This window comes from Streptomyces sp. Z26, from assembly GCF_003665095.1.
GTDB lineage: Bacteria > Actinomycetota > Actinomycetes > Streptomycetales > Streptomycetaceae > Streptomyces > Streptomyces phytohabitans.
The window spans coordinates 5,807,056-5,822,928 of record NZ_RCHV01000002.1 but is presented as its reverse complement, the minus strand read 5'-3'; the positions used below and the strand labels follow the sequence as shown (position 1 = coordinate 5,822,928).

Genomic DNA, 15,873 nt, shown 5'->3' with positions numbered 1-15,873 from the left:
ACCCGTACCGCCCGTGCCCGTAGGGCTCCCTGAGCAGTCCCCGACCGAGGCCCCGGAACGCCGGGGCCCGAGCATCCGAGGAGACGCGCCATGACGACCGCCGCAGACATCATGCACCCCGGTGCGCAGTCGATTCCCGCGACCGAGACCCTGGACCGCGCCGCGCAGCTGATGCGGCGGCTGGACGTGGGGGCGCTCCCCGTCAGCGACGCCGACGGGCGGATGTGCGGCATCCTCACCGACCGCGACATCGTGATCGGCTGCGTCTCGCACGGTCAGGACCCGTCCCGGATGACCACGGGCGACCTGGTACGGGGCACGCCGCGCTGGATCGACGCCGACGCCGGGATCGACGAGGTGCTGGAGGAGATGCGGACGCACCAGATCCGGCGGCTTCCGGTGATCGAGGACAAGCGGCTCGTCGGCATGATCAGCGAGGCGGACCTCGCGCACCATCTGTCCGACAGCCAGATCGCCTCGTTCGTCGGGAGCGTCTACACCTGACGCGGCCGCCGGACGCCGCCGCCTCGCCCGGCTCCCGCCCGGTAGGCGCCCGCCCGGTAGGCGCCCGCCCGGGACCGGCCGTTCACTCCCCGACCGCGCCGTCGGCCAGCTCCCGTACGACGTCCAGCTGGCCGACGTGGCGCGCGTACTCCTGGAGCAGATGGCACAGCACCCAGCCCAGCGTGGGGGCCTCCGCCGGGGTGGCGAACCGGCCGCCGACCGCGGCCCGTTCCGCCAGCGGGGCGCCCGCGACGATCGCGCGTGAACGCTCCCGCTGCTCCCGGAAGCGGACGAGGACCGCCTCGGTGGTCATGCCGTCGGGCACCCGCCAGCGGCCGTCCGGGCCGTCGTCCGCCCACGGGTCGGGCACGGGCTCCGCCCGGAAACCCCAGCAGAGCCAGCGCCGTTCGACATGGAGCAGGTGCCACAGCAGCTCCAGGGGCGTCCAGCCGGAGGGCAGTCCGCTCGTCCGCAGCTGGGCCTCGGACAGTCCGGACAGCTTCCACAGCAGCGTGTCCCGGTGGAACTCCAGCTGGGCCGCGAGCAGTTCCCTCGGGTCGGAGACCGCGGGTCCCGGCTCACCGCGCGGCGCGACGGCACCGGGTGCCTCCCCGGCGGGCTCCGGGGCCTGGCGCCGCCCCTACCCCTGTCCCCGCTCCGGCCCGGTCACCCGTGCAGCTCCAGCGGGGGCACGTCGTCCCGGTCCAGCCCGAACGTGTCGATGTAGAGGGCCAGTTCGGACTCGACCGCGCGGATGATGGTGTCCGCCCGCCGGAAGCCGTGCCCCTCGCCCTCGAACGTGAGGTACGCGTGGCCGACCGCCGCTCCCGCCGCCCGCTCCCGTACCTCCGCCACGAAGCGGTCGCACTGCACGGGCGGGCAGATCACGTCGTCCAGCCCCGCCATCAGCAGGAACGGGGCGTCGACCCGGTCCGCGCGCCGGGACGGGGAACGGTCGCGGTAGCGCGCGCGGGTGTCGGCGAGCGGCCCGATCAGCGACTCCAGGTACTGCGACTCGAAGTCGTGGGTCTCGCCCTCCGCCCAGCCCTCCAGGTCGAGGATCGGGTAGAGGATGGTGGCGCAGGCGTAGACGCCCTCGGCGGCGGGCGAGGTGATCGAGGCCGCGCCCGTCCAACCACCGGCGCTGCCGCCGCGGATCGCGAGCCGGGAGCGGTCCGCGACGCCCTCGTCGGCCAGCGCGAGCGCGACCGCGGCGCAGTCGTCGACGTCCACCACGCCCCACTGCTCGCGCAGCCGGTTGCGGTACTCCCGGCCGTAGCCCGTCGAGCCGCCGTAGTTGACCTCCGCGACGCCGATGCCCCGCGAGGTGAAGTACGCGATCTCCAGGTCCAGGACCAGCGGCGCCCGGCTGTTGGGCCCGCCGTGCACCCACACCACGTACGGCGGGAGGGTGCCCTCGGGGGCGGTGAGGTCGGGGTGGTGCGGCGGGTACACGTGCGCGTGGACGTCACGGCCGCCGGGGCCGGAGAAGGTGCGGATCTGCGGCTCCGGGTAGTACGCCGGGTCCACCGGGTCCCGGTGGGCGGCGCCGACGACGCGGGTGTGCCCGGTCCCGGTGTCCAGCTCCACTACCTCGAACGCGCTGCGGGTACCGGTCGCGACCCCCGTGACCCGCGTGCCGCACACGCCCAGCGCGGGCGCCCACTCGGTCCACGGCCCGGCGGCGTCCACCAGCTCGCCGGTGGCCGGGTCGAGGATGCCGAGCACCATCTCTCCGAGCCCGTGGACGACGGCGACCAGTCCGCTGGGCAGGGGCGCGAACCAGCGCTGGCCGACCTTCCACAGGCCCCCGGCGAACTCCTCCCCACGCGGGCAGAGGTTGACCGGCTCGCCGCTCGCCGGGTCCAGCCGGTGCACGTTCCACCAGCCCGTACGGTCCGTGGCGAACAGCAGCGAGCCGTCGGCCGCCCACTCGACCTGCGCCACGGACTCGTCGGGGCCGCCCGCGACCGTGCGGACGTCGGTGAACGCGCCGTCCGCGGTGACCCGGGCGAGCCGGAGCAGGGAACCGTCCCAGGGCATCGACGGGTGGTCCCAGGCGAGCCAGGCGGCCTGCCGTCCGTCCGGGGAGAAGCGCGGGCCGGTGACGAACCGGTGAGTGGCGCCGGTGAGTTCGACGACGCGGGTGCGGTCTTCGGCGGCGGAGCCGTCGAGCGGGACGGAGACGGGCAGCCGCCGGAGGTCGGTCTGGCCCTCGCCGGTGAACTCCTCCAGCACGCAGACCACCACGCCGAGCGACGGGCGCAGCACCGGGTCGCACCAGCGGAGGCCGCCGCCGACGGCGGAGACGGGGGTGAGCGGCCAGGGCGGGGTCGCCGGGTCGTCGGGGGCGAAGGCGTACAGCCGCTGGTCGTCGAAGTGGGTGAACACCACGAGCGGGCCGCCCTCGGCGCGCGGTGCGCCCGCCCAGGGGGTGCCGCCGTACTCGATGTAGCGGTTGCGCACGTTCCACGGTGGCGGCAGCACCGACTCCGCCGGGGCGGAGCGATCCGCGCCGAGGCGCATCAGGGCGCGCCGCCCGCCCTCCTCCGGGCGGGGCTCCGTCCACCACACTTCGTCGCCGACCGCGTCGAGGAACTCGGGGCGGCCGTCCCGCGCGGCCACGAGTGCCGCGTCGATCGGGGACGGCCAACTGCCGTACGGGGCCTGGCCGGTCTCAGCACGGGTGGTCGCCATGTGCAGTCAGTCTCCAGGGGTGTCTGGTGCGGGCGGGGCGGGGTCGGTGCCGTCCCCGGCGGTACGGGAGCGGGTCACGGGGGCAGGGTCTGGGGGCGGAGGCGGACGGTGCCGGGTGGCGGAGGCGGGGCACGTGGCCGGGCGGCGGCCGCCCCGCCTCCGGCTACAGCGCGAGCAGCGCCCGGTCGAGCACGCGCACGCCGAAGTGCAGGGCGTCCACCGGCACCCGTTCGTCCACGCCGTGGAACAACGCCTGGTAGTCGAAGCCGGGCGGGAGCCGCAGAGGCGTGAAGCCGTACCCCTCGATGCCCAGCCGGGAGAACTGCTTGGCGTCGGTGCCGCCCGACATGCAGTACGGCACGGCGTGCGCGCCCGGGTCGAAGTGCTCCAGCGACTCGCACAGCGTCGCGAACGTCGGGGAGTCCACGGGTGCCTGGAGCGGCACCTCCCGGTGGTGGAACTCCCAGTCGACGTCGGGCCCGGTCAGCTCGTCCAGCGTGGCCCGGAACTCGTCCTCGGCGCCCGGCAGCATCCGGCCGTCCACGTAGCCCGTGGCGCTGCCCGGGATGACGTTGAGCTTGTAACCCGCCTCCAGGATCGTCGGGTTGGAGCTGTTGCGCACGGTCGGCTCGACGAGCTTCGCGGCGGGACCGAGTTTCGTCAGCAGGCCGTCCACGTCCGCGTCCGTGGCGTCCGGCCCCGGCCCGTCCAGGCCGTGCAGCCGGGCCAGCTCCGTCAGCGCGGCCCGTACGGTCGGGGTGAGCCGGACCGGCCACTCGTGCTCGCCGATCCGGGTGACGGCGGCGGCGAGCCTGCTGACGGCGTTCGCGCGGTTGACCTTCGATCCGTGGCCCGCGCGGCCCGTGGCCGTCAGCTTCAGCCAGCCCGTGCCGCGTTCACCCGCGGCGACGGGGTAGAGGCGGAGGCCGCCGTCCGCGTGGAAGGTGAACGCGCCGGACTCGCTGATCCCCTCGGTGCAGCCCTCGAACAGCTCGGGGTGCCGCTCGGTGAGGAAGCCCGAGCCGTACGCGGCGCTGTCCTCCTCGTCGGCTGTGAAGGCCAGCACGACGTCCCGGCGGGGTCGGACGCCCGCCCGCGCCCACGCGCGTACGACGGCCAGCGCCATCGCGTCGGCGTTCTTCATGTCGATGGCGCCTCGGCCCCAGACGACGCCGTCGCGGATCTCCCCGGAGAAGGGGTGCACGGTCCAGTCGGCGGGCTCGGCGGGCACCACGTCGAGGTGGCCGTGCAGCAGCAGCGCGGGCGCCGACGGGTCGGTGCCCTCGACGCGCGCCACCACGTTCGTACGGTCCGGTGCCTTCTCCAGCAGGGTCGGCTCCAGGCCGACGTCGGCGAGGCGCTCCGCGACGTACTCGGCGGCCTGCCGCTCGACGCCGTCGCCACCGCCCTTGTTGGTGGTGTCCATGCGGATCAGGTCCGAGGTGAAGGTGACGACCTCGTCCAGGGCCTGCCGGTCGATGTGCGCGTCAGCCATACTGCTCCTCCACCGCGGACGAGACGACGGTCGTGACCGCCTTGAAGCACCGGATGCCTTCGTACATCGTCGGAGAGGTGTACGCCACGCGGCGCTCGCCGGTGCGCTCCACCCCGGGCACCACGGTGGCCGCGCCCACCAGGTGCTCGGCGTCGAACTCGATCTCCACCTCGTGCGGTCCGCGCGCCACCGGCTCGTGCCGCACCGCGAGCGCGGCGGCGTCGCGGGCGGCCGCGGTGATGTCCCGGGCGGTACGGGCGGGGGTGCGGCACACCGCCGCGTACCGCGAGACGTGGTCCTTGACGGCGACCGTACGGGCCGCGGGCGCGTACCCCTTGGCGTCCTCGCACGCGAGGTCGTCACCGGTGACGAGCACCACCGGCACCCCGTACTCCGCGACGACCAGGGAGTTGAGCAGGCCCTCGCTGGCGCGCACGCCATCCACCCACACGCCCGTCAGGGAGTTGGCCAGATAGGTGTGGGCGAGGACGCCCTCGCTGCCCGCCCCCGTGTGGTAACCCACGAAGGCGATGCCGTCCACGTCGCCGTGCTGCACGCCCTCGACCATGCTCAACGACTTGTGCCGCCCGGTCAGCATCTGCGCCCGGTCGTCCAACTGCTCCAGCAGCAGGTTGCGCATGGACCAGTGCGCCTCGTTGACCAGCACCTCGTCGGCCCCTCCGGCGAGGAAGCCGACGATCGCCGCGTTGACGTCGGAGGTGAACATCGGGCGGCAGCGCTCCCACTGCGGTGTCCCTGGCAGCACGTCGGCGGGCCAGGTGACACCCGTGGCGCCCTCCATGTCCGCGGAGATCAGGATCTTGCTCATGTCGCGTCACGTTACGCGGTCACCAATCACGGCAAAACCCCTGTGGAAAACTCCCGTGGTCCAGACCACTCGCGGTCACCCGTTCCGCCCCGCGACCAGCCAGTTCGACGCGACTTCGGCCGACTCCCCGTCCGGTCCGACGACCGTCAGGGCGAGCGGCACGGCACCCCGCGCCAGGACGTCCAGACCGGCCGTGCCGAACAGCGCGGGCAGCGACTCGTCCGGCATCTCCATCGGCCGTATGCCGTGCGCGAGGACGGCCGCGAGCGCCGACGGCGGTCCCTCCGCGCGCTGGCTCAGCGCGGTCAGCGCCGCGCCGCCCTCCGCCGCGGGCTCCACCACGAAGACCCGTCCCCGCTCCCCCACCAGCGCCGCCACCGACGCCGCGAGACGCGGGCGGTCGCCCGGCGAGCACTGGTGCAGCACCCCGCGTACGTACACGTCGGCGTCTCCCGCCAGTTCCGTACGGAGCCCGCCCACCGCCTCGATGTCCGTCGCGTCCAGCTGCCGGAACGCCAGCGCGGTGCCCGCGCCCTCGTCGCCGCTGGCCGCGTCGCGCGCCCGCGACACGGCCTCCGCCGACACGTCCACGCCGATCACCCGCCCGTAGTGACCGGCGAGGAAGCGCGTCACCGAACCGTTCCCGCACCCGACGTCCACCACCGGGCGCCCGCCGCCGAAGTACGGCGCGAGGAGCGGCAGATGGACGGCGCCGGTGCGTTCCTGCGGCGCGTCCCAGAACACCGTGTGCTCCTCCGGCGGCGCGTCCCGCCAGAAGTTCTCCCACGCCAGGGCGTTCGGCGTCTGCCCCGCGCGGCTGGCGAGGCTGAGCACCGGGTCGTCCTCCGAGAGGTTCGGGTCGTTCACCGGGTTCGGGTGCATACGGGTCTCCCGTCTGTCGGCGTACGCGGAACGTGTGTACGTCTACATACCCGCCCCCGCGCTCACCCAGTCGGGAGCGCCTGTTCGAACCAGACCGTCTTGCCGTCCGGCGTACGGCTCGTCCCCCACTCCCGTGCGAGCCGCGCCACCACCCGCAGCCCGCGGCCCGGCCCACCACCCTCGGCGTCGTCCTCGCCGCCGGACTCCCGCAGCACCGGCGGGGCGTGGTCCTCGTCGGACACCTCGCACTGGAGCGACGCCGAACGCACCAGCCGCACCTGGACGCGGTCCCCCCGCGCGTGCCGTACGGCGTTCGTCACCAGCTCGCTGACCAGCAGCTCCGTGGTGTCCACCGCCTCCTCCGGCAGCGCCCACCGGGTGAGCTGCGCGCGCGTACGGGCGCGGGCGCCGCGCACCTCGCGGGGCCGCGCGTCGAACGACCAGGTGGCGACGTCCTGTTCCCCGATGCCGTTCAGCCGGGCCATCAGCAGCGCCACGTCGTCCTTGCGGCCGTCCAGCGGCGTGGACGTACGGCGGGCCAGCTCGCGGATGATCGTGTCGCAGGCGTCGTCCATGGAGGCGGCCGGGTGCGCCGCGGACTCGCAGAGCGCGGCGAGCCCCTCCGCGATGTCGGCGCCGCGCATCTCGACCAGCCCGTCGGTGCACAGCACGAGCCGGTCGCCCGGCGCCACGGGTACGGTCACCGTCTCGAACGGCACCGAGCCGACCCCGATCGGCACCCCCGTGGGCAGGTCCAGCAGCTCACCGGTGCCGCACTCGGCGCGGACGAGCACGGGCGGCACGTGACCGGCGTTGGCGATGCGCAGCTCGTTGGCGACGGGGTCGTAGACGGCGTACAGGCAGGTGGCGAGGTAGCCGTCGCCGAGGCGTTGGGCGAGGTCGTCGAGATTGCGGAGCAGCTGCGCGGGCGGCAGTTCGAGTACGGCCATCGTCTGCACGGCCGTACGCAACTGGCCCATCATGGCCGCCGAGTTCAGGCCGTGGCCCATCACGTCGCCGACCACGAGTGCCGTACGGGAACCGGGCAGCTTGACGGTGTCGAACCAGTCGCCGCCGACCCGGCCCAGCCACGTGCCCGGCAGGTAGCGGGTGGCGGTGTCACAGCCCGGCGTGCGGGGCGCGACCCGCGGCAGCATGCTGTCCTGGAGCGTCTCGGCCACGTGCTCCTGGTGCGTGTACATACGGGCGTTGTCGAGCACGAGCCCGGCGCGGGCGGCGAGTTCGGCGCCGGTGACGCGGTCCATGTCGTTGAACTCGGCGCGTTCCCGGTGGCGCAGCAGGATCATGAAGCCCAGCACCACGTTCCGCGCCTTGAGGGGCACGACGAGCATCGAACGGTGGGTGATCAGCGGGCTGATGTCGCGCTTCTCGAACTGCGCGGCGATGGCGTGGCCCGCCTCCTCGCTGATGCGCGGCACGAGGACGGGCTCGCCGGTGGTCATGCACCGGAAGAACGGCGTGTGCGCGGGGAACGGCATCGACTCGCCCACCGGCACGACGTCGTCCCAGCGGCCCGGCTCGTCCATGTGCTCCAGCGCCACCCGGTGCCACGGGGTGGTGGTGTCGGGCGGGCCGTCCGGGAAGCCCTCGCCCGCGACGACCTGTTCGCGCAGGTACGTGCCCGCGACGTCGGTGAAGCGCGGCACCACGGCCCGGCTGACCTCCTCGATGGTGCGCGCCAGGTCGAGGGAGGTGCCGATGGCTCCGCTGACCTCGTTGAGGAACTCCAGGCGCTCGCGTACGGCGGCGTGTTCGAGGTCGGACACCGGTTTCTCCTCCGCCGCGCGCGCGGAGGCGGATTCGGTCCGGGCGGTCCCGGTCCCGGCGAGCTCGCTCCCGGCCGCTTCGGTCGCCGCGGGCGCGACGGCGCGTCGCTGCCGGGCGCGGCGTTCGACGCGGCGGGGAACGCCCCAGTCGGGGGTGAGGGGGACGCGTTCGTGGCGGCTGATGTCCAGTACGGGGTAGCCGAGTTCGAGTACCTGTGCCGCGATGCGCGCGCTGTCGCGCGTGCTCATGCTGGGCAGGATCTCGGGGAGGCGGGCGGCCAGCGCGGCCGAGTCGGGGAAGTCGGTGTGCAGCGCGAAGCCGGGGGCGACCCGCTCGTGCCCGGCGGCGTCCCCGCCGCCCGTGCTCCCTCCCGTGACCGGGCCCTCGTCCGCGTCCGTTCCGTCGGGTCTCGCGCCGCCCGCGCGCGTCCGCAGCCGCGCCGTGTCCGCCGCGAGGACGAGTATCCGCTCGGGCCCCTTCCCGACCAGCGGGTACGCCCACCACAGCACGTCGCCGGACCCGCTGCCCGGCTCGCTGACGTGGGCCCGCCCCGCCACGGCGTACGAGAGTGCCCCGAACGCCCCCGAGACCGGCATCAGTTCGTCCGCGGGCGCCCCGACCGCGTCCTCGCGGGTCACGCCGAAGAGTCTGCGCGCCCCGGTGCTCCAGTGGGAGACGCGTCCCTCCCCGTCGATCACGGCGACGGCGAGCGGTAACCGCCCGGGTTCGTCGGCGGTCGGGTCCGTCCTGTCCTGTGCGTGCTGTCCTGCGCGTGCGCGTTCCATCGAAACCTCTCCGGAGGGCCCCCCGTTCGGAGCCGGGAGGCAGGAGTCACGAGGCGCGGTTCTCCCCACCCGCGATGAGGGTCCACCGTACGGCGACGCGCCGCGGTACGTGGGGCATCGCCCGAAGAGGTGGTGCGCCGGAGCGCCCCGTGCGCCCCCTGCGCCCCAGGAGAACCGGCGGCGGCACGTACGGACCGGGGTACGGCCGAGGTCGGCGGCCCGCTGGGGGGCGCGCGGAGAGGGGCGCACGCGGGGCGGACGGCGTGGCGGGCGGGGAGGCAGACGTGTGCCCGGGGCGTCCGCGGCAGGCTGCGGACGCCCCGGGCGAGGGGGGTTGACGGGGCACGGCCGGACACCGGCGGCACCCGGTCGGAGGTCGGCGCGAGCGGCCGGGAGGTCAGTCCTCGTGGCCGAGTTGGAGGTCCCGCTCCGTACGGCCGCCGCCCGCGATGTGCAGCACCGTGGCGACCGGCGGGTAGCCCGCGGCGATCACCGTGTACTCGCCGGAGGACAGGTCCACGAAGCGGAAGTTGCCGTCCGCCTCCGTGGTCGCGGTGTCCACCACGTTGCCCGCAGCGTCGAGCAGCGTCACCCGCGCGTCCTCGACCGGGCGGCCGCCGCGCGCGCGGACGGTGCCACGCAGCACCGCGCCGCCCGCCAGCTCGACGTCGAGCCGCGTCTCCCGCGCGGCGTGCACGGTCACCGGCTGCGCCGAGGGGCGGTAGGCGGGCGCGCTGGCCGCCAACGTGTACTCGCCCGCGACGAGTTCACCGAGCACGTACGTGCCGTCCGACCCGCTGCGGGTCGAGGCGACGACCTCGCCCCGCACGTCGGTCAGGGTCACCGCCGCGTCGCGCACCGGCGTACCGTCCGCGGTCTGCACGCAGCCCGCCAGACGGCCCGCGCCGCCGAGCACCAGGTCCAGCTCGACGGGGCGTTCCGCGACGGTCACGCTGACGGCCTGCGGCTGGTGCCCGCCCGCCGCGGCGATCAGGACGTACGCCCCGGGGCCCGGCGTACCGAGCGCGTACCGGCCGTCGTCCCCCGTCGCGCCGCGCCCGACCTGCCGTCCCCCGGTGTCGATGAGGGTCAGCGCGGCGCGCGGCACCGTCGTGCCGTCGTGGTGCTGCACGGTGCCGCAGACGGGCACTCCGGCGCCGTACGGGGCCGTGAGCGGGTCGACTCCGGAACGGGCCTCGGGCACGGGGGTGGTCTGGGACACCAGTGGTTTCTCCTTGAGCAGGAAGGCGAGCAGGAGCCCGAGGACGAGCACCGGCACGAGGTACAGGAAGATGCGCGGCATCGCGTCCGCGTACGCCAGCACGTACGCCTCGCGCAGCGGGTCCGGCAGCGCGTGCACCAGCGCCGGGGTGAGCGCCTCCGGGTCGGGCAGCTCCGCGCCCGCAGCGCCGCCCGACTCCTGGGCGTCGCGCGGCAGTTCGCGTGCGAGGGCATCCGCGAGGCGGTGGGTGAAGAGGGTGCCGAAGACGGCGGCGCCGACGCTGCCGCCGATCTGGCGGAAGTAGTTGTTGGCGCTGGTGGCCGTGCCGAGGTCGGCGACCGGTACGGAGTTCTGCACGGCGAGGATCAGCACCGGCAGCACGCAGCCGACACCGAGGCCGAGGACCGCCATCCAGACGCTGTACGTGGTGCGGCTGGTGTCCGCCTCCAGCCCGGACAGCAGCCACATGCCCGCAGCCGACAGGGCGCAGCCGAGGATCGGCCAGAGGCGGTAGCGGCCGCTGCGCGAGATGAGTTGGCCGGAGACCATGGAGGCAACGACGAGCCCGCCCATCATCGGGAGCATGAGCAGCCCCGACTCGGTGGCGCTGGCGCCGTCGACCATCTGGAGGTAGCTCGGCAGGTAGCTGGCGGCGCCGAAGAGGGCGACGCCGACGACGGCGCCGATCAGCCCGGTGAGGTTGAAGACGGAGTCGCGGAACAGCCGCAGCGGGATGACCGGTTCGCGCGCGAAGTGCTCCGCGACGAAGAACAGCACGCCGCTGGCGACCGCCCCCGCGCCGAGGCCGAGGACGACCGGGTCGTCCCAGTCGTACTCGGTGCCGCCCCAACTGGTCAGCAGCACCAGGCAGGTGGAGAACGCGGCGAGCAGCAGCGCGCCGAGCACGTCGAGGCGCGGACGGCCGCCGGGGGCGGGGAGCTTGAGCACGACGGCGGTGACGACGAGGGTGACGAGGCCGAAGGGCACGTTGACGTAGAAGCACCAGCGCCAGGACATCTCGTCCGTGAACCAGCCGCCGAGCAGCGGTCCCGCGACCGACGCGAGCCCGAACGCGGCGCCGACCACGCCCATGTAGCGGGCGCGCGCACGGGGCGGGACGATGTCCGCGATGATCGCCTGGACGCCGATCATCAGGCCGCCCGCGCCGACGCCCTGCACGGCGCGGAACGCGATCAGCTCGCTCATCGACCGCGACCAGCCCGCCAGTCCGGAGCCGATGACGAAGACGACGATCGCGAAGAGGAAGACGCCCTTGCGCCCGAAGAGGTCGCCCAGCTTCCCGTAGACGGGCAGCCCGATGGTGGCGGCGAGCAGGTACGAGGTGACGGCCCAGGACATCCGGTCCAGGCCGTGCAGGTCACCGACGATCTCGGGGAGCGCGGTGGCGACGATCGTCTGCTCCAGCGCGGCGAGCAGCATCGCGAGCATGAGGACGAAGACGACGACCCGCACGCGGCGCGGGCTGAGCCCGGCCGGTGACGCCTCGGCCGGTTCGCGCGGCGGCGGTACGGCCGCGCCGCCGCGCAGCGCCGGGCCCCCGGGGCCGTCGCCCGTGCCGTGCGGTCCGTGGGTGTCGCCCACGACGTCCCCGCCGTCGGCGAAGAAGCCCGCGCCCGCGCCCGTACCGAGGTCCGCGCCCGCGCCACCGGCCGTACGGCGCGCGGGCGTCCCGTAGTCGGGGATCTCCAGGGTGACCTCGACGGCCGCGGGCCACGCCGGGTCGCTGGCGCTCTCCAGCGTGGTCCCGCCCATCACATTCACTCCCTGCCCCGAGTCGCCAAGTGCGCATATTTCTCGCACCAAGCCACAAGGGGCAGCAAGTCGCGACAGGGCCACCGGAGGGGGCGCTTCCGCCGCCCCAACTCCGTTGCCCCGGGCTCCTGTCGGGCGCTCATCAGGGGCTTTCGCGACGGGGGCGGACGCGACCGGCGTACGCCCCGACCCCGCGAAGACCACCCGATCCGGTGAGCGTACGACTACTCGGGGGGAGTACCCGGACGGCGTCGGGGGCACCGGCGCACCACCGCCCGGCGTTCCCCGACCCGCGCCCGACTCCGTTGCGTGTCAGGCCCGTTCGGGTCCGTACAGCGGCCTACGCGGCCGTACGGACCCGCCCGGTCTACTTCTCCGTCTCGGCCGCCAGGTTGGCGAGGACCTCGTCGTGGATGCGCGCGAGGCCCTTGGGCGCGAAGGTCTTCTCGAAGAAGCCGCCGATGCCGCCCGCGCCGTCCCACACCGTCGTCACGGTGACGCGCGACGCGCCCGCCTCCGCGCCCGGGGTGACGCGCCAGGTGGTGACCATCGAGGAGTTGCGGTCCTTCTCGACGAGTTCGCCGTCGGCCGGTTCCGTGACGTCGAGGAGGCAGTCGCGCACCCTCTTGCTCGTCGCCTGGAGCTTCCAGTGGACGAGGGTGCCCTCGCCGTCGCCGCCCTCGCGCACCTCGTACTCGCTGAAGTGCTGCGGCAGCACCTTCCCCCGGGTCCCGGCGTAGTCGGCCAGGGCGCCGAAGACGTCCTCCGGCTTCGCCTTGATCTCCCGCTGGGTGGCCGCCTCGACCTGCCCCATCGCTCCTCCTGTGGTCGTCGCCTGTGTCCGGTCGCGCTCGCCCCCGGCGACCCGGGCCCAGCCAACCACCCGCGCCGCCCCCGCCAAAATCCGGGTTGACCGCTAGCATGGGAACAGGTGTTCTATTCACGGCATCGTCCGGACCACCCGGGACCACCAAGGAGGACCGCATGCGCTGGGACAACCTGAACGGCGACGGCCCGGCCGCGCTCTTCGGCAGTGAGGTCGTCACCCGTACGTTCGACACCCCCGAGTTCCGGGGCGTCACCTTCCACGAGGTCCGCGCGCGCTCGATCGTGAACCGGGTGCCGGGGGCCTCCCGGATGCCGTTCGAATGGACCGTCAACCCGTACCGGGGCTGCACGCACGCGTGCGTCTACTGCTTCGCGCGCAACACCCACCGCTACCTCGACCTGGACACCGGGGCGGGCTTCGACTCACAGATCGTCGTCAAGGTGAACGCGCCCGCCCTGCTCCGCCGCGAACTCGGCGCGCGCCGCTGGCAGGGCGAGCACATCGCGATGGGCACGAACGTCGACTGCTACCAACGGGCGGAAGGCCGGTATTCGTTGATGCCCGGCATCCTCACCGCGCTGCGCGACCACGCCAACCCGTTCTCGATCCTCACCAAGGGCACGCTGATCCTGCGCGACCTGGCCCTGCTGCGCTCCGCCGCGGCCGTCGCGGACGTCGGCGTCTCCGTCTCCGTCGGCTTCACCGACGAGGAGCTGTGGCGCTCCGTCGAACCGGGCACGCCCGCCCCCGAGCGCCGTCTGGACGTCGTCCGCACGCTCGCGGAGCACGGCATACCGTGCGGCGTCCTGATGGCCCCGGTCCTCCCGTTCCTCAGCGACTCCCCGGCCCAACTGCGCGCGACCGTACGGGCCGTGGCCGCCGCCGGGGCCACCTCCGTCACACCGCTGACGCTGCACCTGCGGCCGGGGGCGCGCGAGTGGTACACGCGGTGGCTCGGCCGCCACCACCCGGGGCTCGTACGGCACTACGAGGCGCTGTACGCGGACGGCGCGTACGCCCCGAAGTGGTACCAGCGGCGCGTCACCGGACAGGTGCACGAGCTGGCCACCGAGTACGGCATCGGGCCCGCCTCCCCCGGCGCGCACCGGCTGCCGCCGGGGCACCCGGGGCGGGGCGGCGGGGGCGGGGGCGGTACGGACGACGACGCGCCCGACGAGGGCGTGCACGCGCAGCAGTTGACGCTGCTCTGAGGACCGGGCCACCCGCCCCGGACGGCCGGTCCGCCGGTCAGGGCTTGCGGCCCACTCCCCCGAAGGTCATCGCCTCCCGTGGCGGCGCGATCGGCGCGCGCCAGTGCGAGCAGGACGCGATCCCCGGCTCGACGAGGTCGAGGCCGTCGAAGTACCGCGTCATCTGCTCGACGCTCCGCAGGCGGTACGGGATCGAGCCGCCGTCGTCGTAGCCCTGCTGGGCGTCCCGCAGTTCGGCGTCGCCGTCGGTGCTCTCGTAGAGCACCAGATAGCTGCCGGACGGCAGGGGTTCGAGGAGGCGGGCGACGATGGAACGGGCCTCGTCGTAGCTGTCGACGTGCCCGAGGATGCCCATCAGCATCAGGGCGACGGGCTGCTCGAAGTCGAGGTGGCGGCGCGCCGTTTCGAGGATGTGCTCCGGTGCGTGCACGTCGGCGTCGACGTAGGTCACGCGCGGGGTGCCGGCCCCGGTCGGGTCGGTGAGGATCGCGCGGGCGTGGGTGAGGACCATGGGGTCGTTGTCGACGTAGACCACGCGGCAGTCCGGCGAGCTGCGCAGGGCGACCTGGTGGGTGTTGTCCGCCGCGGGCAGGCCGGTGCCGATGTCGAGGAACTGGCGTACGCCCACCTCGCCCGCCAGGTGGGCGACGGCGCGGGTGAGGAAGTCCCGGGCGGCGCGGGCCATGTACTCGATATCGGGGTAGACCTGCTTGTACGCCTCCCCCGCGACGCGGTCCACCTCGTAGTTGTCCTTGCCGCCCAGCCAGTAGTTCCAGATCCGGGCGGAGTGCGGCACGGAGACGTCGAGGGCTCCCGTGGAGGTGCGCGGCGGTGTGTCCTCGGATTGCGTCATCGGGTGGTCCTCATCGTCCTTCGTCGCTGTGCGGTGAGCGGTGCGCCGTGCGGTACGCGCTGTTCGGTACGCGGTGCGCGGTGCGCGGGCGACCACGCTTGCACGCTTCGGGGACGGCCACGACGGACTCCGACGGGTTGGCATATGCCGTTGCTGGCGGGAACGGCCGCCACGGGCTCAGGACGTCGGGATACCCGCGGGGCGCGCGGGGCGGCCGAAGCGCACCGGGACGCCGGGCGAGTACAGCACGCTCACCGGCTCCCCCGAGGGCGCGGGCAGTCCCGCGGCCGCGACCAGGTCCTCGTCGCACCGGACCAGTGCGGCACGGTGCAGGGGCCAGCGCGGGTGGACGTTCGGCAGGTAGAGGGAGCGGCCGAGGAACGCGCTGTGCATGCCCCAGCGCGCAGTCAGGAAGTGCTCCAACTCCGTCGGCTCCGCGATCCGTTCCCCTTTGCACACCGTGATCCGGCAGTGCGCGCCGCGCGGTCCCGGCCAACGCCGGGAGCTGGCGTACGTGACGGTGTCGCCCGCGTCGCGCACGGACATCCGCGACCACACGTACGGCAGCCCGAAACCGGTCCGGCCCATCAGCACCGGCACCAGGCGCGAGGCGTCCAGGGAGCGGAAGACCACACCGCGCCGACCGTGGGCGTCGACCGAGTAGAGGCGGACGTTGGTCTCGGGGAAGGTGCCGAGGTACGGCACACCGGGGAGCCGCAGCCACCCCACGCGGTGCATGCGGAACGCGACCAGCCCCACGTACGTCGCGCCGTCGAACGTGTCGGGCACCGCGTCCGGCGGGAGCAGTCCCACGACGTCCTCGGGCGCCACCGCCCAGTGCAGGAAGGCGAGATCGAGCCAGGACTGCGTGAGCAGCGGGCTGGCGACGGCACCGGGGGGATCGGCGGTGACGGGCTCCGGCGGCCCGCCCGGGGGCGTACGGCTCGGTGGTGTGCGGGGCACGGGGCCAGACTCGCAGAGCGCCGGGGGACGGCCACCGCCGGG

12 protein-coding genes are annotated in these 15,873 nt (G+C 74.2%); 2 read left to right on the top strand and 10 right to left on the bottom strand.

The features are described 5' to 3' along the window. Positions 1–90: 90 nt before the first annotated feature. On the top strand, positions 91–504 hold the full coding sequence (locus D7M15_RS25200; protein WP_121519591.1) for a CBS domain-containing protein: 414 nt from the start codon (positions 91–93) through the stop codon (positions 502–504). Positions 505–586: 82 nt separating this feature from the next. Here D7M15_RS25200 and D7M15_RS25195 read toward each other — a convergent pair whose 3' ends face one another. The 8 genes from D7M15_RS25195 to D7M15_RS25160 all read right to left on the bottom strand — a co-directional run bounded on the left by D7M15_RS25195 (position 587) and on the right by D7M15_RS25160 (position 12,789). Then, positions 587–1,036, bottom strand: coding sequence for a DinB family protein (locus D7M15_RS25195; protein WP_346428837.1), 450 nt, complete (start codon positions 1,034–1,036; stop codon positions 587–589). A 134-nt stretch (positions 1,037–1,170) separates the two neighbouring features. Next, positions 1,171–3,201, bottom strand: coding sequence for a prolyl oligopeptidase family serine peptidase (locus D7M15_RS25190; protein WP_121519589.1), 2,031 nt, complete (start codon positions 3,199–3,201; stop codon positions 1,171–1,173). Positions 3,202–3,364: 163 nt separating this feature from the next. Beyond that, positions 3,365–4,696 carry a M20/M25/M40 family metallo-hydrolase gene (locus D7M15_RS25185; RefSeq protein WP_121519588.1) on the bottom strand — a complete coding sequence of 444 codons (1,332 nt, stop codon included), beginning with the start codon at positions 4,694–4,696 and terminating at the stop codon, positions 3,365–3,367. Beyond that, positions 4,689–5,525, bottom strand: a complete 837-nt coding sequence (locus D7M15_RS25180; RefSeq protein WP_121519587.1) for a M55 family metallopeptidase — start codon at positions 5,523–5,525, stop codon at positions 4,689–4,691. The genes D7M15_RS25185 and D7M15_RS25180 overlap by 8 nt, the downstream gene beginning before the upstream one ends. 75 nt (positions 5,526–5,600) lie before the next feature. Beyond that, positions 5,601–6,407, bottom strand: a complete 807-nt coding sequence (locus D7M15_RS25175) for a class I SAM-dependent methyltransferase (RefSeq protein WP_121519586.1) — start codon at positions 6,405–6,407, stop codon at positions 5,601–5,603. Positions 6,408–6,469: 62 nt separating this feature from the next. Further along, positions 6,470–8,980 carry a SpoIIE family protein phosphatase gene (locus D7M15_RS25170; protein WP_121519585.1) on the bottom strand — a complete coding sequence of 837 codons (2,511 nt, stop codon included), beginning with the start codon at positions 8,978–8,980 and terminating at the stop codon, positions 6,470–6,472. 397 nt (positions 8,981–9,377) lie between these two features. Beyond that, positions 9,378–11,975: an MFS transporter gene (locus tag D7M15_RS25165; protein WP_240649476.1), complete on the bottom strand. Its 2,598-nt coding sequence runs from the start codon at positions 11,973–11,975 to the stop codon at positions 9,378–9,380. A gap of 367 nt (positions 11,976–12,342) precedes the next feature. Next, entirely contained in the window at positions 12,343–12,789 is a 447-nt protein-coding gene (locus D7M15_RS25160) for an SRPBCC family protein (RefSeq protein WP_121519584.1), read from the bottom strand. Between the two features lie 170 nt (positions 12,790–12,959). Here D7M15_RS25160 and D7M15_RS25155 point away from each other — a divergent pair, with 170 nt between their 5' ends. Beyond that, positions 12,960–14,015, top strand: coding sequence for an Rv2578c family radical SAM protein (locus tag D7M15_RS25155; RefSeq protein WP_121519583.1), 1,056 nt, complete (start codon positions 12,960–12,962; stop codon positions 14,013–14,015). 37 nt (positions 14,016–14,052) lie between these two features. Here D7M15_RS25155 and D7M15_RS25150 read toward each other — a convergent pair whose 3' ends face one another. Together D7M15_RS25150 and D7M15_RS25145 are read right to left on the bottom strand one after the other, a co-directional pair. Then, complete coding sequence (locus D7M15_RS25150; protein ID WP_121519582.1) at positions 14,053–14,868, bottom strand: SAM-dependent methyltransferase; 816 nt, start codon at positions 14,866–14,868, stop codon at positions 14,053–14,055. Positions 14,869–15,045: 177 nt separating this feature from the next. After that, positions 15,046–15,831 carry a DUF2071 domain-containing protein gene (locus tag D7M15_RS25145; RefSeq protein WP_121519581.1) on the bottom strand — a complete coding sequence of 262 codons (786 nt, stop codon included), beginning with the start codon at positions 15,829–15,831 and terminating at the stop codon, positions 15,046–15,048. Positions 15,832–15,873: the final 42 nt, after the last annotated feature.

Bases quoted from the DNA above. Each gene is read 5' to 3' on its own strand.
- D7M15_RS25175 (WP_121519586.1), bottom strand. From the start codon at position 6,407: ATGCACCCGAACCCGGTGAACGACCCGAACCTCTCGGAGGACGACCCG.
- D7M15_RS25190 (WP_121519589.1), bottom strand. From the start codon at position 3,201: ATGGCGACCACCCGTGCTGAGACCGGCCAGGCCCCGTACGGCAGTTGG.
- D7M15_RS25180 (WP_121519587.1), bottom strand. From the start codon at position 5,525: ATGAGCAAGATCCTGATCTCCGCGGACATGGAGGGCGCCACGGGTGTC.
- D7M15_RS25170 (WP_121519585.1), bottom strand. From the start codon at position 8,980: ATGGAACGCGCACGCGCAGGACAGCACGCACAGGACAGGACGGACCCG.
- D7M15_RS25155 (WP_121519583.1), top strand. From the start codon at position 12,960: ATGCGCTGGGACAACCTGAACGGCGACGGCCCGGCCGCGCTCTTCGGC.
- D7M15_RS25185 (WP_121519588.1), bottom strand. From the start codon at position 4,696: ATGGCTGACGCGCACATCGACCGGCAGGCCCTGGACGAGGTCGTCACC.
- D7M15_RS25150 (WP_121519582.1), bottom strand. From the start codon at position 14,868: ATGACGCAATCCGAGGACACACCGCCGCGCACCTCCACGGGAGCCCTC.
- D7M15_RS25165 (WP_240649476.1), bottom strand. From the start codon at position 11,975: ATGGGCGGGACCACGCTGGAGAGCGCCAGCGACCCGGCGTGGCCCGCG.
- D7M15_RS25200 (WP_121519591.1), top strand. From the start codon at position 91: ATGACGACCGCCGCAGACATCATGCACCCCGGTGCGCAGTCGATTCCC.
- D7M15_RS25160 (WP_121519584.1), bottom strand. From the start codon at position 12,789: ATGGGGCAGGTCGAGGCGGCCACCCAGCGGGAGATCAAGGCGAAGCCG.